This is a genomic window from Demequina silvatica (genome assembly GCF_000971215.1).
Lineage (GTDB): Bacteria > Actinomycetota > Actinomycetes > Actinomycetales > Demequinaceae > Demequina > Demequina silvatica.
Window position 1 is genome coordinate 44,493 of record NZ_BBMA01000011.1, and the last position, 23,741, is coordinate 68,233.

Genomic DNA, 23,741 nt, shown 5'->3' on the forward strand with positions numbered 1-23,741 from the left:
CTAGAGGCCCACCTCCGCGACCACGTCGGTGGTGGGCTGGTCGGAGCCGCCCGCCGGCTCCTCGGTCACCGCGAACGCCGCGACGCCCTCCATGTCCATCTCCATGAGGGTCATGAAGCTGCCGTCCGGGTCGGGCATGAAGGTGGGCCCGGCGTGCTTGGAGCCGTCCTCCATCACCACCCACAGCTGGTACTCCATGCCGTCCTCGGGCTCGGGGCAGTCCTCGCCCATCGCGACCACGGACCCCATCTTGTCGCTCATCACCAGGTGCGCGGATCCCAGCCCCAGATCCATCGCGTGCGCATCCGGCGCGCTCGTGACCATCATCACGTCCTTCTCGAGCGCGCGCTGGTCCTCGCTGGTGGAGTCGCGCTGGCCCAGCAGCGTCGAGCCCGCGAGCCCGCCCACGGCCAGCACCGCGGCCACGGCGGCCGCGACGGCCAGCCGCGGCCAGCCCCGCCGCTCGCGGGGGGACGATGCGCCGGTCACCTCCGCGCGCGGCGTCACCCGCGCATCGTCCCCCGCGACGGGAGGCAGCTGTGCCGTGCGTCCCACCTGGTCCATCACCCGCGCGCGCAGCGCGGCCGGCGGAGCGGTCGCCTCGGCGGCGCCGAGCGTGGCGGCGGCCTCGCGCAGCCCCACCAGCTCCGTGGCGCAGTCCTCGCAGGCGGCGAGGTGGGCGTCGAAGTCGGCACGCTCGTCGGGCGTGACGGCGTCGACGGCGTACGCGCCGATGAGGGAGTGGATGTTGTCATTCATCGCGTCCCCTCCCAGGTGTCGCGGAGCCGGATCATCGCGTCGCGGATCCGGGCCTTGGCGGTGCCCAGCGGGATCCCGAGGGACTCCGCGAGCTGTCGGTTGGTGTAGCCCTTGTAGTACGTGAGCTCGAGCGCCTCGCGCTGGAGCGGGGTGAGCGCGGCGAGGCCCTTGCGGACCCGCGCGGCGCGCCACTGCGCGTCGATCGCTTCGACCACCTGCTCGGGGTGGTCGGCCTGCTCGGCCGCGGCGACGGCGTGCCGGGGGCCGTGGGTGAGGAGCCGGTCCGCGTGCGACTGCTCGGAGCGCACGCGGTCCACGGCGCGGCGGTGCGCGATGGTGAGCACGAACGACCGCGCCGAGCCCTGCTCCGGCCGGAACCGCGCCGCGACCCGCCACACCTCCACGAGCGCCTCCTGGGCCACGTCCTCGGCCAGCTGGGGATCACGGACGATGCGCAGGGCCAGCCCGTGCACCGCGCCGGCCAGGGCGTCGTAGACCTCCTCGAAGGCGGCCTGGTCGCCGCGGCCGGTGCGGATGAGCAGGTCCCCGAGCGGGTCGCCGTCGCGCCGCTGCTCGGGGTCGCCCCCCGGCACCGCGCTCAGCCGCCCGTCCGCGCTCACCTGGCCCTCCGCATCGTCCGTCACGAGGGTGTCAGCCCTCGTCCTCCATCATCTCGTCGTCCTCCGACATCATCGTGTCGGGGCTGGGGGACTCGCTCATCATCGAGTCGTCGTCCTTCTCCATGGAGTCCTCGTCCTCCATCATCTCGTCGTCCTCCATCATCGACTCCGACTCCATGGGGGTGGACTCCATGGTCTCCTCCATCATCGTGTCGTCCGACGAGGTCGACGCCGGCTCGGTGTCGCCGCAGGCCGCCAGCGCGGTGCCGGCGAGCAGGATGAGGCCCGGAACGGCGAGCGTGCGCATTCGGTACATGATTCCTCCCTGTGCCGGGCTGGTGTTGGGGGTGCCCGACGGCTGGTGTTCGGGGCGGTGGGGGCGCCGGATGGGTGGGACGGGCGCCGCCTTCGCTCACCCGAAGGTGAAGGCGTACGCCTCGACGCCCTCGGAGAGCTCGAGGTGCATGACGTCCGTGGTGGGCTCGCCCTCGTACAGGTCGTAGAGGTCCGGCGTGCCCGACACCTCGACCACCTCGCGGTAGCCCGGATCGCCCTCGAGGGTCACGGTGACCGTGCCCGATCCGGCGAGGACCAGGTGCACGTCCGCCGCGTAGAACGGGATGGCGAGCGCCGCGCCGGGGCCCGCGGTCATGGCCTCATCCCCGACGGTCCAGGTTCCCGACAGCGACACCTCGCCGTCCTCGGACGGCGCGGGTCCGGACCCGAAGTCGTGGGCCTCGTCGCGGGGGTAGTCGCCGTTGGCCTTGGGGTAGCCGCGGTCGTAGCCCAGATACGTCTCGGGCGTGCGCCCGGACGTGTGGTTGCCGGGATCCGCGTCGACCACGGCCTGCGGCGGGGTGTCGAGCAGCTGCTGGATCAGCTCCTCGGTCTCCGCGTAGGCGCCCTCGCCGTAGTGGACCTGGCGCACGGTGCCGTTCTGGTCGATCAGGTAGTGCGCAGGCCAGAAGCGCTGGTCCCACTCGCGCCACGTCTCGTACTCGTTGTCGATCGCGATCGGATACCCGATCCCGTACCGCTCCGCGGCTGCCGCGACGTTCGCCTCCACCTTCTCGAACGCGAACTCGGGGGTGTGGACGCCGATGATCGTGAGGCCGTCGTCGCGGTACCGCTCGTCCCAGGCTGTCAGGTACGGGAACGTGCGCTGGCAGTTGATGCAGCTGTACGTCCAGAAGTCGATGAGGACCACCTGTCCGCGCAGCTCGTCCACCGACAGCGCCTCACCGCCCTCCGTGTTGAGCCACGCCTGGATGCCGAGGAGGTCGCGCGCGTCGCCGCAGTCGTGCAGGGCCGTCGAGGCGTCCGCGCACTCGTCGAAGGTGAGCCGGTCGCCCGAGGCGACCGCCGCATCGTCCCCCTCGCGACCCGCGAGCGTGTCGAGCTCGTCGCGCACGGAGTCGTTGTCCTCGATCGTGTTCTGGATGCCGGCGAGGAAGCCGGGCACCGCGCGCTGGAGCGGCTCGGCGACGTTGGTCGCGATCACGAGCGCCGTCGCGAGCAGCACGCCGCCCGAGATCGCGCGGATCAGCTGCAGGCGCTCGCGGACCGCCTTGATGCGCGAGAAGATCGCCTGCCCCGCGAACCCGAATACCAGCAGAGGGATCGCGATGCCGGCGCTGAACGCCAGCGTCAGCGCGACCAGCCCCCAGCTCACCCCGTTGGTCGCGGCGAGCACCGTGATGGACGCGAGGATCGGGCCGGCGCACGGCACGAACACCAGGCCCAGCGCGAGCCCCATCACGAACCCGTTGCCGCCGCGGTCCATCCTGGCGGGGCGCACGCGCTCGAAGGGCCGCTGCAGGAGCTCGCCGAGGCGGGGGATCATCAGCCCCAGGCCCACGACGGCGAGGACCACGATCCCGGTCCAGCGGAGCAGGTCGTCGGGCAGACCCAGGCTTGCCAGCAGGATCCCGCCGAGCAGCGTGAACACCGCGAAGCTGGTGACCAGGCCCGCGACCACCACCAGCGGCCGCCGCCGGTTCGCGGCGCCGTCCTGGATCGACGAGCTGAGGATCGCGGGCAGCACCGGGAGGACGCACGGGCTGATCGCGGTGATGATGCCGGAGACCAGTCCGACGACGATGAGCGTGATCATGCCGGGCGTTCGGAGCGACGATGCGCGGGGATGGGGCGCGCTGCCGCGCCCGGGGCGGTTTGTGCCGCCTAACCTGGGCACATGACCGTCGCATTCGTGCTCGGAGGTGGGGGCGTCCGGGGCGCCACCGAGGTGGGGATGCTGCGCGCGCTCCTCGAGGCGGGCGTGGTCCCGCAGCTGGTGGTGGGGACGTCGATCGGCGCGATCAACGGCGCCGCCGTGGCGCAGGACCCGCACCTCGACGTGGTCGACCGGCTCGAGCAGACGTGGGCGTCGCCCACCGCGGGCGCGATCTACGGCGAGTCGCTGTACCGGCAGCTGCGTCGCCTCGCGAAGCACAAGACCCACCTGAACAACCCGGAGGCGCTGCGCGGGCTGGTCGCCGGGGTCATTGGCGCGGACACCCGCTTCGAGGATCTCGCGGTGCCGCTGGCCGTGTGTGCGGCGTCGATCGAGCGGGCCTCCGAGCATTGGTTCGACACCGGCTCCGTGGTGGACGCGGTGATGGCGTCCGCATCGGTGCCGGCCGCGCTCCCGCCCACGGTGATCGACGGCGAGCACTTCGTCGACGGAGGGATCGTCAACTCCATCCCCGTCGGGGAGGCCGTCGCGCGCGGCGCCACCACCGTCTACGTGCTCCAGGTGGGACGCATCGAGGAGCCGCTCGGGCCGCCCCGCAAGCCCGCCGACGTCGCCCGCATCGCCTTCGAGATCTCGCGCCGCCATCGCTTCCAACGCGAACGCGCCGCGGTGCCCGACCACGTCCAGCTGCACGTGCTGCCCTACGGCGGGCAGCAGCCCGGCGACGAGCGCCTGGGCGCTTACCGCAGGCTCGACCGCACCCACGCGCGCATCGAGGCCGCGCGCGCCGCGACCGCCGACTACCTGGCCGGCCACCGGGCGGGCGCGTGAACGGCGGTCCGCCGGCCGGCGCATCGTCCCCGGGCGTCTCCTCGACGGGTGCCAAGCCGCGCCGGCGCACCCACTGGTGGCGCCTGCCCCCGCGCTGGGTGCGGAGGCTGGTGCTGGCGCCCGCGATCGTGCTGGTCGCGTTCGTGTGGCTGCCGGTGGCGGCGTGGTTCGTGGTGTTCGTGGCGGCGGTGGTGAGTTTCGCGCTGCCCGGGAAGCTGCGCCTCACCCGGGTGGTGTGGCTCGCCGGCTTCTACCTGTTGTGGGACGCGGCATGCGTGATCGCGCTGGGCGCGCTGTGGGTGTGGCACGGGTTCGGGACGCGGGTGCGGGGCGAGCGGTCGCAGCGTAACCACATCGCGCTCGCGCGGACGATGTTGCGGTTCCTGTTCTCCCAGGTCAAGTGGACGTTGCGGCTCGAGATCGATCTCGAGGACGCGGACCTCGACGCGATCGCGCCGGGGCGACCGCTGATCGTGGTGTGCCGGCACGCGGGGCCGGGGGACTCGTTCATCATCGTGGACGCGCTGCTCAACCAGTTCGGGCGTGCGCCCGCGATCGTGCTCAAGGACACGCTGCAGTGGGACCCCGCGATCGACATCCTGCTCCACCGGATCCCGTCGCAGTTCCTCACCCCTCGCCGCCACCGCGCGGTCGGGGCGCCCGGCGGGACCGAGGCGATCGCGGCGCTCGCGGGCGAGCTGGGCGAGGACGGCGCCCTGCTGATCTTCCCCGAGGGCGCGAACGCGACGCCCAAGCGTCGGGAGCGACGCATCCAGGCGCTGCGCGACCAGGGCCACCCCGACCTCGCCGCGCGAGCGGAGGCGATGCCGCACGTCATGCCGCCGCATCCCGGCGGAGTGCTGGCGGCGATGGACGCGCGGCCCGACGCGGCGGTGGTGATCGTGGGGCACACGGGGCTGGAGAGGCTCTCGACCGTCGCGGACGTGTGGCGGGAGCTGCCGGTGGACAAGCGGATCGTGCTCAAGGGCTGGACCGCGGCGGATGCTGGGGCGGCTGGGCTGGCTGGTGTGCCCGGTGTGCCCGGTGTGCCCGGTGTGCCGGCCGTGCCCGAAGGGCGCGAGGCCCGCGAGGAGTGGCTGTACTCGTGGTGGGAGACGGTCGACGCGTGGATCGACGCGCACCAGCCCGAGGTGTCCGGCGCGGCGGTCGCGCGCGAGGCGTACGGGGCCCGGCGGCGCGCCGGGTAGCCTGGCAGGATGTCGTCACCTGCCCGCGGGCGCCTTCTTGGCCTCGGACTCGTCGCATTGCAGGGGCTGCTGTTCCTCGCGGTCGGCCTGACCGCGCTGCTCCCGGGACCGGGCCTGGACGGCTCGCTGTGGCTGGGGAGCACCCTGGTGCTGCTGGGGCTGCTCGGCATGTTCTGGTCCGGAAAGGACCTGGGCCGCGCGCTCACGCCGATGCCGACTCCCAACGGGGCGGGGCTCGCCGCGGGCGGCATCTACGGATACGCGCGGCACCCGATGTACACGGCGATCGTGGTGGTGGCGCTCGGCCTCGCGGTGGGATCCGGAAAGCTGTGGACGCTGGTGCTGTGCGTGGTGCTGGCCGTGTTCTTCGACGTGAAGACGCGCGTGGAGGAGCGGTTCCTGGTGGACGCGTATCCCGGGTACGCGGATTACGCGGCGCGGACGGGGAAGTTCGTGCCCGGGATCGGCAAGCGGCGGGCCTCGTAGGGCGCTCGCTGGCGGGGGCTTTTCCACTGCTCTCGCGCTCGCCCTTCTGCCAGGGCGTTTCGTCCGTTATCTTCGGTTCATGCGGTGCATCCAAGGGGGGCGGGTGGCGCGCGGGGCGCTCGTGACGGTGATCGGCGCTGTCCTGTGCGGGCTGGTCGCCGGGTGCACGGCGGACGCTGAGCCGATCGTGACCGACTCGCCGACCGTGGTCGCGGTGGAGTCGCCCTCGCCTTCCTCCACACCTTCGCCCACGCCGACTGCGCTCTCCGACGACGAACTGCTCGCGATGTTGCCCGAGGGGGCGGACCGTACCGACGCGATCGGCGCCATGGTGACAGCGGCGTTCTTCCTCGAGCAGTACGCGCCGATGTTCCAGACTGGGGACACGCGGGTCTGGGAGGCATTGTCGGCTGAGGGGTGCGAGTACTGCGAGAACGCTTTGGCGAACGCGGTTCAGATTCGGGACGAAGGGTGGACCTTCGAGGGCGGCGAGATCGTCGTTGTCGACCGGTCGCTTCAGGGGAACCTCGAGAGCCGTGAGCAGGCTGTTGTGAGCATGGATGGCGTGGTGCGCTCGTCCAGCCTTGTGAGTCCCGACGGCAAGAGCCAGCCCACCGAGCCGCGACGGGAACTGACGTTCGGACTTGTGTTGGTGCTGGGCGATGGCGGGTGGCGTGTATCCGAGGTAGTGGTGCGGGATGCATAGCGTGCTTGCGGCCGTGGCACTGGGGCTCGCCGCCACGTCCGGCGGACCGCCCGACACGACCCCCGAGAGTCACGTGGCCGGCAACAAGTTTCGAATCGAAGACGTGCTGGACAGGGCTGGTAGTAGTGGCTCGTCCGGCGGCATCACGTCCACTTCGAGTGGCCGCACGATCGAATGGCTCCGCACTCCGGCTTGCGCAGGGCGCACGCCGCAGACCGCCGAGACCGAGACGTGCTCGCCGCTCGCGGCGGGAGAGGTTCCGGAGTGCGAGGCAGGCATGACGCCGCTCTTCCCGATGTGGTGGCGCGAGCTCATCGACGGCACGTGGACCGCGTGGGCCGTTGCCACCTGGTACACCTGCCCGAGCGAGGCGGATCTGTTCGCCCTCATCGAGCGCGAATGGACCCAGTTGCGGCCCGAGCCCAGCGACATGCGGCTTCAGCCGGACACCGGGGTCGTGTACGCCACCGTCCCGACCATCGCCATCGCCGACGACTCGCAGCGGTTCCACAACGCGATCCTGCTCGGCGCGGACGTGGAGATCCGCGCGACGCCCGCGAACTACACCTGGACCTGGGGCGATGGCAACGAGACCACCACCGATGACCCGGGTGCGCCATACCCCAACGCCACGGTCACGCATGCCTACGGCCGATCTCTCGACTCCGCGACGGTGACGCTCACCACCACGTGGTCGGGGGAGTGGCGCGCGGGCGGCGGGACGTGGAGCCCGTTCGACACCACCATCGCGACCACATCGCCCGGCGTCGCGCTCGAGGTGTTGCACCCGCGGGCCGTACTGGTCGACGGTCCGCTCGGCTGAACTCGCGGGGCCGCCGACCGGCGACCGTGACCCAGCAGTGCCACGCTGGGACCATGCTCGAGATCCCCCACGTCTACCACCTCGCGCTCGCCGAGGAATGGGACCCCACCGCCACGGAGCCGTACACGGTGTCGACCATCGGACGCACGCTCGAACAGGAGGGGTTCATCCACCTGAGCCTCGCCCGCCAGGTGCAGGGCGTCGCCGACGCGTTCTACGGCGGCCGCAACGCCGTGCTGCTGCGCATCGACCCCGCGAAGGTGCGCGCCCGGGTCGAGTTCGAGGAGGTGCCCGAGGTGGGCGACGCGTTCCCGCACCTGTACGGCCCGATCCCTCGGGAAGCGATCGTCAGCGCGACGCCGGTCCCGTTCGGGCCCGATGGCCGCCACGACTTCTCTGGACAGCTGCCGGATCCGATCTGAGGCTCGGCACGGAGCGGGCGCCGGAGCCGTGCGCTGGGTTGATAGGGCAGAGCAGAAGTCTGGCCGCAGATCTGCTCCGGCGTATCAAATTGATCGGGCGAGAGCCGCGCAGTACCGGGGCGCGGACAGGAACAGGCGCACAAGCCCCCACCTCACCCGACGGTGATCTTGAGGATCCTGTCGTCGCCCTCGCGCGGCTCGCCGCGGCCGTCGGTGTTGTTCGTCGCGACATAGAGGCTGCCGTCCACGCCGATCGCCACGTCGCGGATGCGGCCCACCCCGTCGAGGATGACCTCGGGCTCGCCCGTGCCGTCCGCGGTGAGCGGGATGCGCCACAGGCGTTCGCCGCGCAGCGACGCCATGTACAGCGCCTCGTGCGTGGCGGCCAGGCCTGACGGCGACGCCTCCGCAGGCGCCCACGTCTCGACGGGTGCGGTGACGCCGTCCAGGGGCAGCCCGTCGTTGCCCTCGGACTCGGGCCAGCCGTAGTCGCGACCGCCCACGATCAGGTTGAGCTCGTCCCACGCGTCCTGGCCGAACTCGCTGGCATACAGCCGCCCGTCCGCCACGAACGCGAGGCCCTCGACGTTGCGGTGGCCCATCGACCACGCGCGGTTGCCCCACGGGTTCTCGGGCGCGGGCCGGCCGTCCTTCTTGCCGCCGGTGGCGACCACGCGCAGGATCTTGCCCGCGAGCGACCCGGTCTGGCGCGCCTTCTCCGGCTGGCCGGCGTCGCCGGTCGCCACATACAGGTAGCCGTCCGGTCCGAACTCGATGCGTCCGCCGTCGTGGTTCTTCGCCTTCGGGATGCCCTCGATGATCGCGGTCGGCTGGCCCAGCAGGTCGCCGGTGAGCTGCATCCGCAGCACCGCGTTGTCCTTGGCGCGCGTCACGTACGCGTACACGTACGGGGTGTCGCCCGCGAGCACCGCGATGCCCAGCAGGCCGCCCTCGCCCTTGGCCGCGACCGTGCCGCGCAGGGCCTCCGCGCCGGGGCCGTTCAGCGTGGTCGCCACGCCCGCGCGCACGCGCTTGATCACCGCGGTGTCGCGCTCGGAGACCAGCAGTGACCCGTCGGCCATCGGCTCGATCGCCCACGGCACGTCGAGCCCGGTCGCGACCACCTCCTGCGAGGTCACCTCGGCGGTCGCCGAGCCGCCGATCTCGGTGGGCGCGACGGGGACCGCGGACGTGGTGGGCGTGGTGCCGGACACGATCCTGGAGGCGCTTGCGCTCGGCTCGCCGTCCGAGGTGGACGAGCACGCGGACAGCGTGAGCGGGATCAGGCAGGCGAGCGCGGCGATGCGAGGGCGGAACGACATAACCGCACCAGATTAGGCACGCCTCACGAGGTTGTAAAAGTTGACACTCTCATAACAATGTGCCTACCCCGGGGGGTACGGCGGGACGATGCGCGGGTCACCCGAGCACGAGCCGTCGCAGGGTCGCGAGGGGCACCGCCCCGTAGCCGAGCACCGCGCTGTGGAACTCCCGGATGTCGAAGCCAGGCCGGCGCTCCGCCTCCGCGCGGATCGCGAGGATCTCGAGCCGCCCCACCATGTAGGCGAGCGCCTGGCCGGGGAGCCCGATGTAGCGGTCGACCTCCTGCTCCACGTGGTGGCGGTCCAGCGGCGAGTGCGCGAGGCAGTAGTCGATGGCCTGGTCGCGGCTCCAGCCGAGCGCGTGGATGCCGGTGTCGACCACCAGGCGGCACGCGCGCAGCGAGTCCGCGCTGAGCATCCCCACGCGCGACAGCTCGGACGTGTACAGGCCCATCTCGTCCGCGTGGCGCTCGGTGTAGAGCCCCCAGCCCTCGCCGTACGCGGTCGAGCCGAACTCGCGCTGCACGCGGTGCAGCGACTCGTCCTCGGCGTGGAGCGCGCACTGCAGATGGTGGCCGGGGACGGCCTCGTGGTACGCGATCGCCTCGAGCTCGTAGGTCGCCCAGGCGTGCGGGTCGGAGGTCTTGAAGAAGAAGTCGCCCTCCTTGCCCGTCTCGGGCACGGGTGCCGAGTAGTACGCCATCGCCCCGAAGTCGGTCGCGTGGCCCACGCAGCGCGACCGCGGCAGCCGGGCGAACCACGCGGGCGCCGCCTCCTCGGCGTTCGCCAGTGCCGCCTCGGCGTCGCGGATCACGTCCTCGGCGCGCGTGTAGCGCAGGGCCTCGTCGTCCCGCAGCCGCGCGTAGATCTCCGCGATGTCCTCCGTCCCGAGCAGCGGACCCGCGATGGACCGGTACTCGTCCTCGAGACGCGCGACGGTGTCGAGCCCGAGCTGGTGGACCTCCTCGGGAGTGATGTCGAGCTGCAGGTGCGCCCACATGCGGTCGCGGTACACGGCGGCGCCGCCCGCGAGGTGCACCAGCCCGGGCGTGGAGTCCGGCAGGCCGCGGTCCGCGAGGGACCGGAGCCGGTCCGCGAAGCGCGCCACGCCCGGGTGCACCGCCTCGGCGACCACGCGATCACGTGCCGCGACCCAGCCCGCACGCCCCGCATCGTCCATCTCGCTCGGGGGTGCCTGCGCGAGCAGGCGGTCGTCGCCGGCATGCGCGTCGCGCAGGTAGCCCTCCGCGGAGCGGGCCGTGTCGAGCAGGTGGCGCTCGAGCGCGACCCGGCCCTCGGCGGCGGCGTCCTCCGCGACGTCCATGAGGTCGTCGAGGAAGCGGGGGAGGCGGCGCAGCTTGGTGAGGTAGTCCTCGCCGTGCGCGGCGGTGCGCAGGGGGAACGCGTCGATGAAGGACAGCACGTTCTCCCACGCGCCCATGGTGGGGTTGAGGTGGAGCAGCTCGGGCTCCCACGCGAGGTGCAGCGCCGCGGAGCGCGCATGCGATGCGACCGAGTCGCGCAGCGCGAGCGCCTGCAGGTCGTCGCCCACGTCGATCGCCTCGGCGGCGCGCGCGAAGCCCACGAGCCGCTCGTGGGCGGCGGCGCGACCCTCCACGGACACGTCGTTCCACTCGGCGAGGTGCTCGAGCCGCCCGTCCCACATGAGGTCGAGCGGGCTGAGGGACATCGCGTAGGCGTAGTACTCGTCGGCGAGCGCGGTCAGGTCGGTCATGGTCCGACGCTACCCGCGCATCGTCCCTGGATGGTCACTCGTCGGCGCCGTCGGCCTCCATCAGGCAGATCCAGTTCTCGGCGGGATCGCGGAACCATGCGGTCAGCGGCATGCGACCCTCGGGGTCGCGCGCGATCCCGTCCTCGTCGGTCCACTCGAGCCGCTCGAACCTCACGCCCTTGCCCTTGAGCTGCTCGACGGTCGACTCGAAGTCGTCGACCGCGAAGTTGAGGACCGTGTGCGAGGCGGGCGCGTGGTCGGCCTTCTCGTAGACCAGCGTCGAGCCGCCGCCGGGGTACATGAGGCGCAGCATGGGTCCCATGCCCTCGTCGTCGTAGAACCTCACGTCGAGGCCCAGGGTGTCGCCGTAGAAGTCGCGGGCCTTCTCCACCGAGTCGGTCGAGAAGCTGGCGAAGGTGGTCGCGTCGCTCAGCATGCTGGTGCGCCCCTCGCCCTCAGGCCGGCATCTCGCCGACGGCGATCCAGTTGCCCGCCGGATCCTGGAACCACGCGGTGGGCGGCATGTTCTCCTCGCGAGCGATCCCGTCCGCATCGGTGTAGGGCAGGTCGGCGAACGTGATGCCCTTCGCCTTGAGCTCCGCGACCTCGGCCGCGACGTCCTTGCCCGACAGCACCAGCACGGTGTGCGCGGCGGGGACGTGGTCCTCCTTGAGGTAGATCAGCACGCGCGTGCCGTCCGCGAACTGGAGGACCACTGTGTCCTCCTGCTCCATGAAGATCGGGATGCCGAGCGTGTCGACGTAGAACTCCTTGGTCTTCGCGATCGAGTCCGTGGAGAAGCACGCGGTCGCGACGTTGTCCTTGAGCATGATGGCCTCCGGCGCGCCTGGGGAGACGCGCGGCGCCGGGCGCGCTGCGCAGCGCCGCACATCTCAGTGTGCGCCCGCCCGCACGCGTCCGCTGGGCGGCGGCGAGGACGCCGTCAGCTGCCGGGCAGCGGCTCCGCCTCGTGCACCTCGATGAGGCAGCCGTCGCCCATCCCGAGGTGCGGATGCGACTGCGCGAGCGCGACCGCGGCGTCCCGGTTGTCAGCCTCGAGGATCGAGTAGCCGGCGACCTGGAGATCCGACATCGCGACCCCGTCGGGCGTCACGCGGACCCCTCCCGCGAGCGGCGTGCCGAGGTCGATCATCCCGTCGCCCACGCTCCTCGCCCACCCGTACCAGGCGTCCATCATCTCCTGGACCTGCTCGGGCTCGGGCGGCTCGGCATCCGCCGGCATCGGGGGCGCGTGATAGATGAACACGTACTTGGGCATGGTCCGCTCCGTCTCCGCTCGGCCTCGTCGCCGGCGTCGCTTCCAGTCTGCGCCGGGACGATGCGGGGCGCAGGTCGGGCGGTCGGGTCGCCGGCGGCGGCCGGGAGGGTGCCCGTCCGGGGGAGGCCCCGGTACACTGGCACGCAGCAGCGTCGACCCGGCCATCACCGGTGAGCTTGCGGAAGAACAGGTCTCGGCCCCAGTAGAACCGCACGGGCAGCCCGTCACAGCGACTACGAGCGGTCGTCCACCCACCCGGGTGAGCGGCAAGCGGGGTGGTACCGCGCATCGTCCCTCGGGGCGGGGCGTCCTCGCAGTCGAGACACTGGACCACCGCAGAGGACCGCATGACCGCCGCGCGCTATCCCCTTCACCGCAGCTCCGACCGCGACACGCACGCCGAGGTGCCGCCGTCGCCGCACCTCCCGTCCATCGAGACGGACGTGCTCGCGTACTGGGAGGCGGACAGGACGTTCCAGGCGTCGATCGACAACCGTCCCGCGCGGACCGAGGACGGCAACAACGAGTTCGTCTTCTACGACGGCCCTCCGTTCGCCAACGGCCTGCCGCACTACGGCCACCTGCTCACCGGCTACGCCAAGGACGTGGTGCCGCGCTTCGAGACCATGCGCGGCAAGCGCGTCGAGCGCCGCTTCGGGTGGGACACCCACGGCCTGCCCGCGGAGCTCGAGGCCGAGCGCGTGCTGGGCATCACCGACAAGTCGCAGATCGAGGAGATGGGCATCGCGGCGTTCAACGACGCATGCCAGCAGTCGGTGCTGAAGTACACCAAGGAGTGGGAGCAGTACGTCACCCGTCAGGCCCGCTGGGTGGACTTCGAGAACGACTACAAGACGCTCGACGTCACCTTCATGGAGTCCGTCATCTGGGCCTTCAAGTCGCTGTACGACAAGGGCCTCGCGTACGAGGGCTTCCGCGTGCTGCCGTACTGCTGGCGCGACGAGACCCCGCTGTCCAACCACGAGCTCCGCATGGACGACGACGTCTACGCGATGCGCCAGGACCCCGCGCTCACCGTGCTGTTCCCGCTGCTCGACGAGTTCGGCCGCCCGTCCGGCGAGAACCTCATCGTGTGGACCACCACGCCGTGGACGCTGCCCTCGAACCTGGCCGCCGCGGTGGGCCCCGAGATCGAGTACGCCGTGGTCGAGCCCGGCTCGGAGTCCGCGTTCGCCGGCTCGCGCATCGTGCTGGCCAAGGCTCGCGTGGGCGCGTACGCCCGCGAGCTGGGCGCGCTCGCGCCCGAGGGCGAGGTCCCCGCTCCCGAGCACGCCCAGATCGTCGGCACCGTGCTGGGCCGCGACCTCGCCGGCCGCCGCTACCAGGCGCCGTTCGACACGTACGCGGACCGCGACAACGTCCACCAGGTCCTCACCGCCGACTACGTGTCGACCGAGGACGGCACCGGCATCGTCCACCTGGCGCCCGCCTTCGGTGAGGACGACATGATCGCCTGCCAGGAGGCAGGCATCGAGCCCGTCATCCCGATCGACTCGAAGGGCCGCTTCACCTCCGAGTTCCCGCGCTACGAGGGCCAGCAGGTCTTCGACGCGAACCCGCTGGTGATCGCGGACCTCAAGGAGGCGGGCATCGTCCTCCGCCACGAGACGTACGACCACAGCTACCCGCACTGCTGGCGCTGCCGCAACCCGCTGATCTACCGCGCAGTGGGCTCGTGGTTCATCGGCGTGACGCAGTTCCGCGACCGCATGGTCGAGCTCAACGAGGACATCACCTGGGTCCCCGAGCACATCAAGCACGGCCAGTTCGGCAAGTGGCTCGAGGGTGCGCGCGACTGGTCGATCTCGCGCAACCGCTACTTCGGCACGCCCATCCCCGTGTGGGTCTCCGACGACCCGGCGTTCCCGCGCACCGACGTCTACGGCTCGCTCGAGGAGCTCGAGCGCGACTTCGGCCGCGTCCCGCTGGACGAGCGGGGAGAGCCGAACCTGCATCGTCCCTTCATCGACGACCTCACCCGCCCCAACCCGGACGACCCGTCCGGCAAGGCCACCATGCGCCGCATCCCCGACGTGTTCGACGTGTGGTTCGACTCCGGCTCGATGCCGTTCGCGCAGGTGCACTACCCGTTCGAGAACCGCGACTGGTTCGACGGGCACAACCCGGCGGACTTCATCGTCGAGTACATCGGCCAGACCCGCGGCTGGTTCTACGTCATGCACGTCCTCGCGACGGCGCTGTTCGACCGCCCGGCGTTCAAGACGTGCGTCTCGCACGGCATCGTTCTCGGCTCCGACGGCCGCAAGATGTCGAAGTCGCTGCGCAACTACCCGGACGTCAACGAGGTGTTCCACCGCGACGGCTCCGACGCGATGCGCTGGTTCCTCATGTCCTCGCCGATCCTGCGCGGCGGCAACCTCATCGTCACCGAGGAGGGCATCCGCGAGGGCGTCCGCCAGGTGCTGCTGCCGCTGTGGTCCACGTACTACTTCTTCACGCTGTACGCGGGGGCCGCGCAGGGCGGCACCGGGGTCCTGGGCGTGGAGGTGGACGATGCGCGGGTCGCCTCGCTGCCCGTGATGGACAGGTACGTGCTGGCCAAGACGGCGGACCTGGTGACCGAGGTCACCGCGCAGATGGAGGCGTTCGACGTGCCGGGCGCGTCCGAGTCGCTGCGCGTCTACATGGACCTGCTCACCAACTGGTACGTCCGCACGCAGCGCGACCGCTTCTGGGACGAGGACCAGGACGCGTTCGACACGCTCTACACGGTGCTGGTGACGCTCACGCGTCTCGCGGCGCCGCTGCTGCCGCTGATCTCCGAGGAGATCTACCGCGGCCTCACCGGCGAGCGGTCGGTGCACCTCACCGACTACCCGGTCGCGCCCGCCGCCTGGGCCGACTCGTCGCTCGGCGGCGTGATGGACCAGGTGCGCGAGGTGGTGTCCTCGGCGCATGCCCTGCGCAAGGCACGCCAGATCCGCGTGCGCCAGCCGCTCACCTCGCTCGAGGTGGCCGTGGCCGCGCCCGCCGCGCTCGAGGAGTACGCGGGCCTGATCGCGTCGGAGCTCAACGTCAAGGCCGTCTCGCTGGTCACCGTGGAGGCGTTCACCGAGGCGAACCCCGTCGAGCGTCGCCTCACGGTCAACGCGCGTGCGGCCGGACCGCGCATCGGCAAGGACGTCCAGGCCGCCATCAAGGGCTCCAAGACCGGCGACTGGTCGGACGCGTCGGGCCAGGTGGTCTCCGGCGGCATCGCGCTGGTCGAGGGCGAGTACGAGCTCGAGACCGTGATCGGGTCCGCGGACGTCACGGCGGCGGTGCTGCCCGGCGGCGGGTTCGTGCTGCTGCACACGGACATCACGCCCGAGCTCGAGGCCGAGGGCTTCGCGCGCGACCTCATCCGCGCCATCCAGGACGAGCGCAAGTCCGCGGGCCTCAACGTGTCCGACAGGATCGTGCTCACGCTCACCGTGCCAAGCTCGCGCCTGGAGGCCGTGGCGACCCACCGCGAGCTGATCTCGGGCGAGGTGCTCGCGGTCGAGCTTCACGTGACCGAGGGCGACCAGTCCATCGGGGTGGCCAAGGCCTGACCACCCCCGAGAATTCGCTCCGCACGGTTTCGCGCGCGACACCCCGGCGATCGCAGGCAGTCCGCCTCGATCGGTCGGGGTGTCGGATCTCGAACCGTGCGCAGCGAATCGAGTTGAGGAGGAACCCATGCCCGTGCTCATCTCCTCCGCCGCGCTCGACGCGGCCCGCGCATCGTCCACCCCGCCGCGACTGCTCGACGTGCGCTGGTCGCTCGCGCAGCCGAACAGCCTCGCCGAGCACGCCGCGGGCCACCTCCCGGGCGCGGTGTACGTGGACCTCGACACCGAGCTCGCGGACATCGGCGACCCGGTGCGCGGCCGGCACCCGCTGCCGTCGCGGGAGGCGTTCGAGGCCGCCGCGCGACGGTGGGGCCTCGAGGACGGCGACTCCGTGGCGGTCTACGACGCGGGCCACGGCTTCGGCGCCGCGCGCGCGTGGTGGCTGCTGCGGCACGCGGGCGTCGAGGTCCGGATCCTCGACGGCGGCTACGCGGCGTGGGTGCTCGCGGGCCTGCCGGTCGAGACCGGCGAGGTGACCCCGGCACCAGGGAGCGCGACGCTCGGCTGGGGCGGGATGCCCGTGATCGAGGCGGACGATGCGGCGGCCTGGCCCGCGCACGGCCTCCTTCTCGACGCGCGGGCGGGGGAGAGGTTCCGGGGCGAGGTCGAGCCGATGGACCCCGTCGCCGGCCACATCCCCGGCGCGATCAACGCGCCTACCAGCGAGAACGTCGCGGCCTCGGGACTGTTCCTGTCCGGTGCGGAGCTCGAGGAGCGCTTCGCGGGGCTGGGCGTGACCGCGGATGCCGACGTGGCCGTGTACTGCGGCTCGGGCGTGACCGCCGCGCACCAGATCGCGGCGCTCGAGATCGCGGGCGTGCGGGCGGCGCTGTACCCGGGCTCGTGGTCGGAGTGGGCCAACCAGGGCCGCGAGGTCGCGACGGGAGCCTGACCCCGCGCCCCCGAGCACCTCTCCACGCCACTCGCGCCCACGCTGCTCCCGCGCGCGCATGTGTACGTTCACATCGGGCGTTGTGGTGGATCAGTGCCACATCCGCGTGGATAGGTGCACGCGGGTCAGGGCGTCGCGAGCAGGTCCGCGTTGATCCCGTCGGTGAGCTCGCGGTCCACGGTCAGCGCGCGCCCGTCGAGCGCGCGCACCGGCCGCAGCAGCTGCACTGAGTCGGTGAGCCACACCTGCTCCGCCGCCTCGAGCTCCGCCACGGTGACGTCCCGGTACGCGCACGCGAAACCGCGCGCCTCGAGCGACGCGAACGCCGCGCGCTGCGCCGTGCCGTGGAGAAGCCCGCCCTCGGCGGCGGGGGTGACCACCGCATCGTCCACCCGGACCAGGACGCTCGCGCGTGGGGCCTCGAGCACGTAGCCGTCGGTGGTGGTGAGGATCGCGTCCTCGAAGCCGCGGACCTTCGCGTGGCGCTCGGCGGCCATGTTGACGGCGTAGGACAGCGTCTTGGCGCCGGCGAGCAGCCACGGCGCCCCCTCGCCCACGCCGCGCGCGTAGCCGCGGGAGAGCGTCATGACGCTCACGCCCTCGGTGCGCTGGCGGGTGACGTCGGGGAACACGTCCGCGTACACGAACCCGGTGGGCCGTCCCGCGCCGGGGCCGTGCTCGGGACCGCGCGTGTAGATGACCTTGGCGAGCGCGGTCGGGGGAGTGGTCGCCTCCTGCTCGAGCAGGGCGCGCACCGCGAGCACGATCGCGTCGCGCAGGCACCCCAGGTCCGGTGCGGGCAGCTCGAGCATCGCGGCGGACTGCGCGAGGCGCTCGAGGTGCGGCTCCAGGTCGTGCATCCGGCCGTGGTGGACGCCGACGGTCTCGAAGACGCCGTCGCCGCGCTGCAGGCCGGCATCCGTGGCGGTGGCGATCGGGGTGGACGGGTCGAGCAGGCGGCTGCCGGTGCCGGGCTGGCCGGCCGCGGGGCCGCCGCACAGGACGAGAGCGGGCATGGCTACCTCCGTGTTCACCGTAGCGCGCCCACGCCGCGCGGGCGCGGGAGGGCGTGGGGCGGGCATCATGGGGTCATGACCGCGCCGTACACGCCCCCGACCATCGCCGACCTGGTGGGACACACCCCGGTGGTGCGGCTCCAGCGGCTCCCCGCGCCGGGCTCGGGCATGGTGCTCGCGAAGCTCGAGGGCGACAACCCGGCCGGGTCGGTCAAGGACCGCCCGGCGTTCTCGATGATCGACGCCGCGGAGCGCGACGGCCGCATCGCGCCCGGCTCCACGCTGGTCGAGGCGACCAGCGGCAACACCGGCATCGCGCTCGCCGCGGCGGCCGCCGTCAAGGGCTACCGGATGATCCTGGTGATGCCGGAGGGGTCGTCGCGGGAGCGTTCGCTGTCGATGACGGCGTACGGCGCGGAGGTGGTGGAGACGCACCGCGAGGGCGGCATGGAGTTGGCCCGCGACGTGGCCGAGCAGATCGCCCTCGACACCGGCGCCATCCGGCTGGACCAGTTCGCCAACCCCGCCAACCCCATCGCGCACGAGCGGGGCACCGGACCCGAGATCTGGGAGCAGACCCGAGGCACCGTGACGCACGTGGTGTCCTCGATGGGCACCACCGGCACGGTCACCGGGCTGTCGCGCGCGCTCCACGCGCTGGCGCCTCACGTCAAGGTGATCGGCGTGCAGCCCGCGCCGGGTGCCGCGATCCCCGGCATCCGGGCGTGGTCGCCCGAGTACCTGCCCGCGGTGTTCGACCCCACCCACATAGCCGAGGTGCGCACCGTCACGCAGGAGGCCGCGGTCGAGACCACGCGCGCGCTGGCCCGCCGCGAAGGACTGCTGGTGGGGATGAGCAGCGGGGGAGCGGCGGCGGTGGCCCTCGAGATCGCCGCCGAGGACCCGACCGCGACCGTGGTGTTCATCGCGTGCGACCGCGGGGACCGCTACCTGTCGACCACGCTGTTCGAGGCGGACGCCCCCGTCACCCGGTGACGGCCGCGCAGTCCCCCGAGCGGTTCACGAACCCGGCCGGACCGGGCACGTCCAGCGGCGACCAGTGGGCCGTGCGCCCGCTCGCCGGCGTGGACACCCACACGCAGAACGCGTCCGCGCCGCCCGCGACGTAGCCGCCGAGCTCGACGCCCTCGGACGCGGGGATGGTCGCGTACGGGGTGCCGTCGGTGAGGACCAGGTAGTCGCCGGCGACCTCGGCCACCTCGACCGCGGCTTCGGGGTCCTCGACCAGCGCCGCGACGATGGTCACGCCGAGCGCGTCGAGGTCGATGCGGGCCCGCGAGGCGAGCGCCTTCGCGCCGTCGCGCGCGCCCTCCGTCGCGGCCTGCGCGGACGGCGACGCCAGGGAACCCGGGTCGTTCTGCTCGGGGTCATTCATGCGGTCCGTCTGCGCGATCGCCGCGATGGTGACCAGCGCGATGCCCAGCAGCAGCGTGGACGCGAGGACGCCGAGCACGGCGGCCAGGCCCAGGCGGTGGCGCTGGGCGGGTGCGGGCTCGGGCTCCGTTTCCACCGGGCGCGCGTGCGCGGTCCAGCCCGTCCCGTCCCAGTAGCGCATCACCCCCGCGTCAAGCGGGTCGACGTACCAGCCGGGGACCGGCTGGACGCGCGCAGGCTTCATCGACTCGGTCACGCAATCCCCCTCAGCATGTGCGGCAACCGTCGGGACAACATACAGCGAGTGACGATGCGTGTCACGGGGATATCTCACACGTACGGAAAAGTGCGTGTCGCCTGGTACGTGACGGAATGGCCGATTGGTGGGGAAAGGGCGGCGCGGGCCGCCGCGCGTCCCCGCGCGGGAGAGCGCTCTCGGACCCGGCGCGGCGTGTCGACGGCCGGCGTGTCGCGGACACCCCGGCGAGGTCCCCGCCCGGCATGTGAAATGCCTGCTATCCCCGCATGTGACGGGGCTCACGGGAACACCTCCGAAAACGTGTCACGAGCACCCCGGAACGTGCCGCACAATTGACCCTCGTGACAACGGATGTCTTCCCGGAACTGAGCCTCTCCGAGGCCGAGCGCGAGATCGACGCGCACATCTTCGCCCGCACCCCCGAGGCCGACCATGAGGCCAAGCTCCTGCGCGTCACGCAGGCGCTCTCGCTGCTCGGCGACCCCCACCGTTCGCTCGACATCATCCATGTCACCGGCACCAACGGGAAGACCTCGACCAGCCGCATGATCGAGTCGCTGCTGCGCGCCCACGGCCTCAGCACCGGCCTGTTCACCTCGCCGCACCTCACCACCCTGCGCGAGCGGATCATGATCGACGGCGCCCCCCTCGCGCAGGACGCGCTGGTGCGCCTGTGGCAGCAGGTCTCGCCCGCGATCCACGCGGTCGACCAGGCATCGATCCAGCGCGGCGGCCCCCGCATGAGCTTCTTCGAGGTCCTCACGGTCCTCGGGTTCGTCGCCTACGCGGACGCCGGCGTGGACGCGCTCGTGCTCGAGGTCGGCATCGGCGGCCTGCGCGACGCGACCAACGTCGCCGACGGCCGGGTCGCCGTCCTCACGCCCATGGCCCGCGACCACGACAAGTACTTCGTGGGCGGCCTGCCCGGCGTCGCGCACGAGAAGTCCGGCATCATCAAGCCCGGCGCCACCGTGGTGAGCGCGCTGCAGAAGGACGAGGCGGCGCAGATCATCGTCGCCGCCGCCGCGCAGCGTCAGGCCTCCGTGTTCTGGGAGGGCGCGCACATGTCGGTCGCGACCCGCCGCGTGGTCCCCGGCGGCCAGGTGGTCACCCTCCGCACCGCCGCGCGCAACTACGTCGACGTGTTCGTGCCGCTGCACGGCGAGTTCCAGGCCCAGAACGCCCTCATCGCGCTCGCCGCATGCGAGGCGTTCATGGGCTCGGGCGTCCCGCGCGCGCTCAGCCTGCCCGCCGTCGCCCGCGGCTTCGCCGGCGCCACGTCGCCCGGCCGCATGGAGGTGGTCTCCGCCGAGCCCACCGTCATCGTCGACGCCGCGCACAACCCGCACGGGATCGCCGCGCTCGCCGACACGCTCCGCGAGACGTTCGCCTTCGACCGCCTCATCGGCGTGGTCGCGGTGCTCGCCGACAAGGACGCCGAGGGCATCCTCACGGGCCTCGCGCCGCTCATCGACGAGGTGGTCATCACGCAGACCCGCTCGCACCGCGCCGCCGAGGCGGAGGTGCTCGCCGAGCGCGCCCGCCTCATCTTCGGCTCCGACCGCGTCCGCGTCGCCGCGTCCGTGCCCGACGCCGTCCAGATGGCGACCGCCCTCGCGACCGAGGCCGAGGGCGAGGCCGGCGTGCTGGTCGCCGGCTCCATCACCCTCGTCGCCGAGGCGCGCCGCCACCTCCAGGCCACCCACATGCCCGTCACCGTCGACGCCCGTACCGTCGTCGCCGCGGCCGAGGAGGCCCCCCGCCCCGCCGAGGACGCGGGGGAGCAGGGCGCCGTCCCGGCCTGAGCGGTCAGGAGGGACGATGCGGCGGTCGCCGCCGCATCGTCCCTCGCCCCCGGCGTGACAGACTTGGGACATGACCGACCTTGACCTCGGCGGCCTCAGCCTCGAGGAGGCCGAGCGCGAGATCTACGCGCACATCGTCTCCCGCAACCCCGAGCACGACTTCGAACCCACGATCGACCGCGTCCGCGACGCGTGCGACCTCCTGGGCAGCCCTCAGCAGTCCTACCGCGTGGTGCACCTCACCGGCACCAACGGCAAGACCTCGACCGCACGGATGACCGAGTCGCTGGTGCGCGAGCTGGGCCTGCGCACCGGGCTGTTCACCTCGCCGCACCTCACCAGCGTGCGCGAGCGCATCCAGATCGACGGCGAGCCCATCGGGTCCGAGGACTTCGTGCGCCTGTGGCTCGACGTCGCGCCCATCATCCACATGGTCGACGCGCGCTCGCTCGAGTCCGGCGGCCCCCGGATGAGCTTCTTCGAGGTGCTCACCGTGCTCGCCCTCGCGGCCTTCGCGGACGCGCCCGTCGACGTGGCGATCGTCGAGGTGGGCATGGGCGGCGTGTGGGACGCCACCAACGTGGTCGACGGCGAGGTGTCCGTCATCACGCCGATCGGCCTGGACCACCAGCAGTGGCTGGGCGACTCCGTGGTCGACATCGCGGCGGAGAAGTCCGCCATCATCAAGGACGGCGCCGCGACCGTGATCGCGCTCCAGTCCGACGCCGTGGTGCCCGTGCTCGAGAGCGCGCTCGCCGAGCGCGGGGCGCGCGGCTACTGGGAGGCCGAGGAGGGCGCCGAGGGCGCCCAGCTCGAGGTGCTCGACCGCCAGCCCGGCGTGGGCGGCCAGCTGGTCACCCTGCGCACGCCCGCCGCGACGTACGCCGAGATCTTCGTGCCGCTGTACGGCGCGCACCAGGCGCACAACGCGCTGCTCGCGCTCACGGCGGTCGAGCTCCTGCTCGCCTCCGGCGGCGAGCCCGTCGCGCTCACGGCCGAGGCCGTCGAGGCGGGCTTCGCGCACGTGAGCTCGCCCGGCCGCCTCGAGGCGGTCCGCACGTCGCCGCTCATCCTGGTCGACGCGGCGCACAACCCGCACGGCATCGACGCGATGGTCGACGCGCTCGAGGAGTCGTTCGCGTTCGAGACGCTCGTGGGCGTGGTGGGCATCCTCAGCGACAAGGACGCCGAGGGCATCCTCGCGGCGCTCGAGCCCGCGCTCGCGCACGTCGTGGTGACGGCGTCCCCGTCGCCGCGCGCGATCCCGGTCGAGGAGCTCGAGCGGCTCGCGATCGAGGTGTTCGGCGAGGACCGCGTCACCGCGACAGGCTCCGTGCCCGACGCGATCGACGCCGCCGTCCAGCGCGCGGAGCGCGACAACGACCTGGGCGCGGGCGTGCTGGTGGTCGGCTCCATCACGCTGGTCGCGGAGACCCGCATCCTCACCGGCGCGGACCGCCGCAAGGGCCAGGGACGCGCCCGGTGAGCGCGCGTCCCCAGCGCTCCGCGGCGCTGATCTTCTGCCAGGCCGTCCTCGCGCTGCAGGCGTTCGCCGCGCTGTTCGCGGTGCTGGTCCTGTGGGGCCTCGACCGCGCGGGCGAGGTCTCGCTGCCCGGCGCGCTCCTGTGGGGCGGCGGCCTCGGGCTCGTGGTGGCCTTCGGCTACGCGGCGGGCCAGCAGGCCAAGCCGTGGGGCCGCTGGCTCGGCTGGGCGCTCCAGGTGCCCATGCTGGTCGCCGGGTTCATCGAGCCCACCATCGCGATCATCGGCGCGTGCTTCCTGCTCACCTGGATCGTGGGCGTGCGGCTCGGCACGCGGATCGACCGCGAGCGGGCCGAGCGCGACGCCGCCGCGGAGGCAGCGGGGGCTTCGTCGGAGCCCGCGTCCGGCGGCGAGCCCGCGTGAAGCGGTTCCTCTGGCGCATGGGCGGCGCTGCGGCGCTCGGCGTGCTCGGCCTCACCCTGGTGTTCTGGCAGCTCGAGCACGCGTCGCTGTACGCGTTCGCGGGCCTCGGCCGGCCCTCGGCCGGCGTGTACGCGCTGCTGTTCGCGGGCCTGCTGCTGGTGAACGTCGCGGTGTTCTACGCGCTCAACCGGTGGGGAAGGTTCCTCCACGAGCACCCGGAGACCCGGCAGCTGCCGCCGTGGTTCCTCGTGGGGATCATCGTGGTCTCCGGCGCGATCCTGGTGACCGGCATCGCGGTGCACGCCGGCTACCTGCGCTCGCTCGACCCGCTGCCCATGACCATCAGCCAGGGCTTCGTGGCGTTCGAGGTGTCCTTCGCGGCCCTCGTGCTGGTGCCGCTCGTCCTGCTCGCCGTGCGCTGGTCCGGCGGCTACCGGAACCGCTGAACG

Annotated in this window: 24 protein-coding genes; 13 read left to right on the top strand and 11 right to left on the bottom strand. The window is 72.4% G+C overall.

Translation table 11 applies throughout. From position 1 onward, the window contains the following. The 4 genes from AOM05_RS12675 to AOM05_RS12690 all read right to left on the bottom strand — a co-directional run bounded on the left by AOM05_RS12675 (position 1) and on the right by AOM05_RS12690 (position 3,492). Positions 1-759, bottom strand: a complete 759-nt coding sequence (locus tag AOM05_RS12675; protein WP_062522814.1) for an anti-sigma factor — start codon at positions 757-759, stop codon at positions 1-3. Beyond that, positions 756-1,403 (bottom strand): sigma-70 family RNA polymerase sigma factor, encoded by a 648-nt coding sequence (locus AOM05_RS12680; protein WP_228373305.1) that lies wholly within the window; start codon positions 1,401-1,403, stop codon positions 756-758. The genes AOM05_RS12675 and AOM05_RS12680 overlap by 4 nt, the downstream gene beginning before the upstream one ends. Before the next feature lie 7 nt (positions 1,404-1,410). Next, positions 1,411-1,695 (bottom strand): hypothetical protein, encoded by a 285-nt coding sequence (locus AOM05_RS12685; protein ID WP_062522817.1) that lies wholly within the window; start codon positions 1,693-1,695, stop codon positions 1,411-1,413. 96 nt (positions 1,696-1,791) lie between these two features. After that, on the bottom strand, positions 1,792-3,492 hold the full coding sequence (locus tag AOM05_RS12690) for a cytochrome c biogenesis protein CcdA (protein ID WP_062522819.1): 1,701 nt from the start codon (positions 3,490-3,492) through the stop codon (positions 1,792-1,794). Between the two features lie 81 nt (positions 3,493-3,573). On the opposite strand from AOM05_RS12690, the gene AOM05_RS12695 reads away from it, so the two are divergent. The 6 genes from AOM05_RS12695 (at position 3,574) to AOM05_RS12720 (ending at position 8,049) form a co-directional block, all read left to right on the top strand. After that, complete coding sequence (locus AOM05_RS12695) at positions 3,574-4,404, top strand: patatin-like phospholipase family protein (RefSeq protein ID WP_062522821.1); 831 nt, start codon at positions 3,574-3,576, stop codon at positions 4,402-4,404. Further along, on the top strand, positions 4,401-5,612 hold the full coding sequence (locus tag AOM05_RS12700; protein ID WP_228373306.1) for a 1-acyl-sn-glycerol-3-phosphate acyltransferase: 1,212 nt from the start codon (positions 4,401-4,403) through the stop codon (positions 5,610-5,612). Before AOM05_RS12695 ends, AOM05_RS12700 begins: the two co-directional genes overlap by 4 nt. A gap of 9 nt (positions 5,613-5,621) precedes the next feature. Then, the gene (locus AOM05_RS12705) at positions 5,622-6,098 is read left to right on the top strand and encodes a methyltransferase family protein (protein WP_082097524.1); all 477 of its coding nucleotides are present in this window, start codon (positions 5,622-5,624) and stop codon (positions 6,096-6,098) included. 121 nt (positions 6,099-6,219) lie between these two features. Then, positions 6,220-6,804, top strand: coding sequence for a DUF6318 family protein (locus AOM05_RS12710; protein ID WP_156165184.1), 585 nt, complete (start codon positions 6,220-6,222; stop codon positions 6,802-6,804). A gap of 277 nt (positions 6,805-7,081) precedes the next feature. Continuing rightward, positions 7,082-7,627 (top strand): hypothetical protein, encoded by a 546-nt coding sequence (locus AOM05_RS12715; RefSeq protein WP_062522827.1) that lies wholly within the window; start codon positions 7,082-7,084, stop codon positions 7,625-7,627. A gap of 53 nt (positions 7,628-7,680) precedes the next feature. Continuing rightward, complete coding sequence (locus AOM05_RS12720) at positions 7,681-8,049, top strand: DUF952 domain-containing protein (RefSeq protein WP_062522829.1); 369 nt, start codon at positions 7,681-7,683, stop codon at positions 8,047-8,049. 152 nt (positions 8,050-8,201) lie between these two features. On the opposite strand, the gene AOM05_RS12725 is transcribed toward AOM05_RS12720, so the two are convergent. From AOM05_RS12725 to AOM05_RS12745, 5 genes are all read right to left on the bottom strand, one after another. After that, positions 8,202-9,371, bottom strand: coding sequence for a PQQ-dependent sugar dehydrogenase (locus tag AOM05_RS12725; protein WP_082097525.1), 1,170 nt, complete (start codon positions 9,369-9,371; stop codon positions 8,202-8,204). A gap of 97 nt (positions 9,372-9,468) precedes the next feature. Next, the gene (locus AOM05_RS12730; RefSeq protein ID WP_062522831.1) at positions 9,469-11,106 is read right to left on the bottom strand and encodes a DUF885 domain-containing protein; all 1,638 of its coding nucleotides are present in this window, start codon (positions 11,104-11,106) and stop codon (positions 9,469-9,471) included. Positions 11,107-11,140: 34 nt separating this feature from the next. After that, positions 11,141-11,542 carry a VOC family protein gene (locus tag AOM05_RS12735; RefSeq protein WP_062522832.1) on the bottom strand — a complete coding sequence of 134 codons (402 nt, stop codon included), beginning with the start codon at positions 11,540-11,542 and terminating at the stop codon, positions 11,141-11,143. 19 nt (positions 11,543-11,561) lie between these two features. Beyond that, the gene (locus tag AOM05_RS12740; RefSeq protein ID WP_062522834.1) at positions 11,562-11,936 is read right to left on the bottom strand and encodes a VOC family protein; all 375 of its coding nucleotides are present in this window, start codon (positions 11,934-11,936) and stop codon (positions 11,562-11,564) included. Positions 11,937-12,049: 113 nt separating this feature from the next. Beyond that, complete coding sequence (locus tag AOM05_RS12745; RefSeq protein WP_062522836.1) at positions 12,050-12,385, bottom strand: YciI family protein; 336 nt, start codon at positions 12,383-12,385, stop codon at positions 12,050-12,052. A gap of 347 nt (positions 12,386-12,732) precedes the next feature. Between AOM05_RS12745 and ileS the strand changes: the two genes are divergently transcribed. Both ileS and AOM05_RS12755 read left to right on the top strand, forming a co-directional pair. Continuing rightward, positions 12,733-15,960 (top strand): isoleucine--tRNA ligase, encoded by a 3,228-nt coding sequence (ileS, locus tag AOM05_RS12750; RefSeq protein WP_062522838.1) that lies wholly within the window; start codon positions 12,733-12,735, stop codon positions 15,958-15,960. Between the two features lie 127 nt (positions 15,961-16,087). Further along, complete coding sequence (locus AOM05_RS12755; protein WP_062522840.1) at positions 16,088-16,912, top strand: sulfurtransferase; 825 nt, start codon at positions 16,088-16,090, stop codon at positions 16,910-16,912. Positions 16,913-17,037: 125 nt separating this feature from the next. Here the strand turns inward: AOM05_RS12755 and AOM05_RS12760 are convergent, their stop codons facing one another. Continuing rightward, complete coding sequence (locus tag AOM05_RS12760) at positions 17,038-17,928, bottom strand: aminotransferase class IV (RefSeq protein WP_062522842.1); 891 nt, start codon at positions 17,926-17,928, stop codon at positions 17,038-17,040. A gap of 75 nt (positions 17,929-18,003) precedes the next feature. On the opposite strand from AOM05_RS12760, the gene cysM reads away from it, so the two are divergent. Further along, a complete protein-coding gene (gene cysM / locus AOM05_RS12765; protein WP_062522844.1) occupies positions 18,004-18,924 on the top strand; it encodes a cysteine synthase CysM in 921 nt (306 codons plus the stop codon). On the opposite strand, the gene AOM05_RS14665 is transcribed toward cysM, so the two are convergent. Then, entirely contained in the window at positions 18,914-19,579 is a 666-nt protein-coding gene (locus AOM05_RS14665) for a DUF2510 domain-containing protein (protein ID WP_062522846.1), read from the bottom strand. The two genes, cysM and AOM05_RS14665, sit on opposite strands and share 11 nt — an antisense overlap. Before the next feature lie 344 nt (positions 19,580-19,923). Between AOM05_RS14665 and AOM05_RS12775 the strand changes: the two genes are divergently transcribed. The 4 genes from AOM05_RS12775 (at position 19,924) to AOM05_RS12790 (ending at position 23,738) form a co-directional block, all read left to right on the top strand. After that, entirely contained in the window at positions 19,924-21,387 is a 1,464-nt protein-coding gene (locus tag AOM05_RS12775; protein WP_169746760.1) for a bifunctional folylpolyglutamate synthase/dihydrofolate synthase, read from the top strand. A gap of 70 nt (positions 21,388-21,457) precedes the next feature. Beyond that, positions 21,458-22,873, top strand: a complete 1,416-nt coding sequence (locus tag AOM05_RS12780) for a bifunctional folylpolyglutamate synthase/dihydrofolate synthase (protein WP_062522848.1) — start codon at positions 21,458-21,460, stop codon at positions 22,871-22,873. Next, on the top strand, positions 22,870-23,292 hold the full coding sequence (locus AOM05_RS12785; RefSeq protein WP_062522850.1) for a DUF4233 domain-containing protein: 423 nt from the start codon (positions 22,870-22,872) through the stop codon (positions 23,290-23,292). The genes AOM05_RS12780 and AOM05_RS12785 overlap by 4 nt, the downstream gene beginning before the upstream one ends. Next, complete coding sequence (locus AOM05_RS12790; RefSeq protein ID WP_156165185.1) at positions 23,289-23,738, top strand: hypothetical protein; 450 nt, start codon at positions 23,289-23,291, stop codon at positions 23,736-23,738. Before AOM05_RS12785 ends, AOM05_RS12790 begins: the two co-directional genes overlap by 4 nt. Positions 23,739-23,741: the final 3 nt, after the last annotated feature.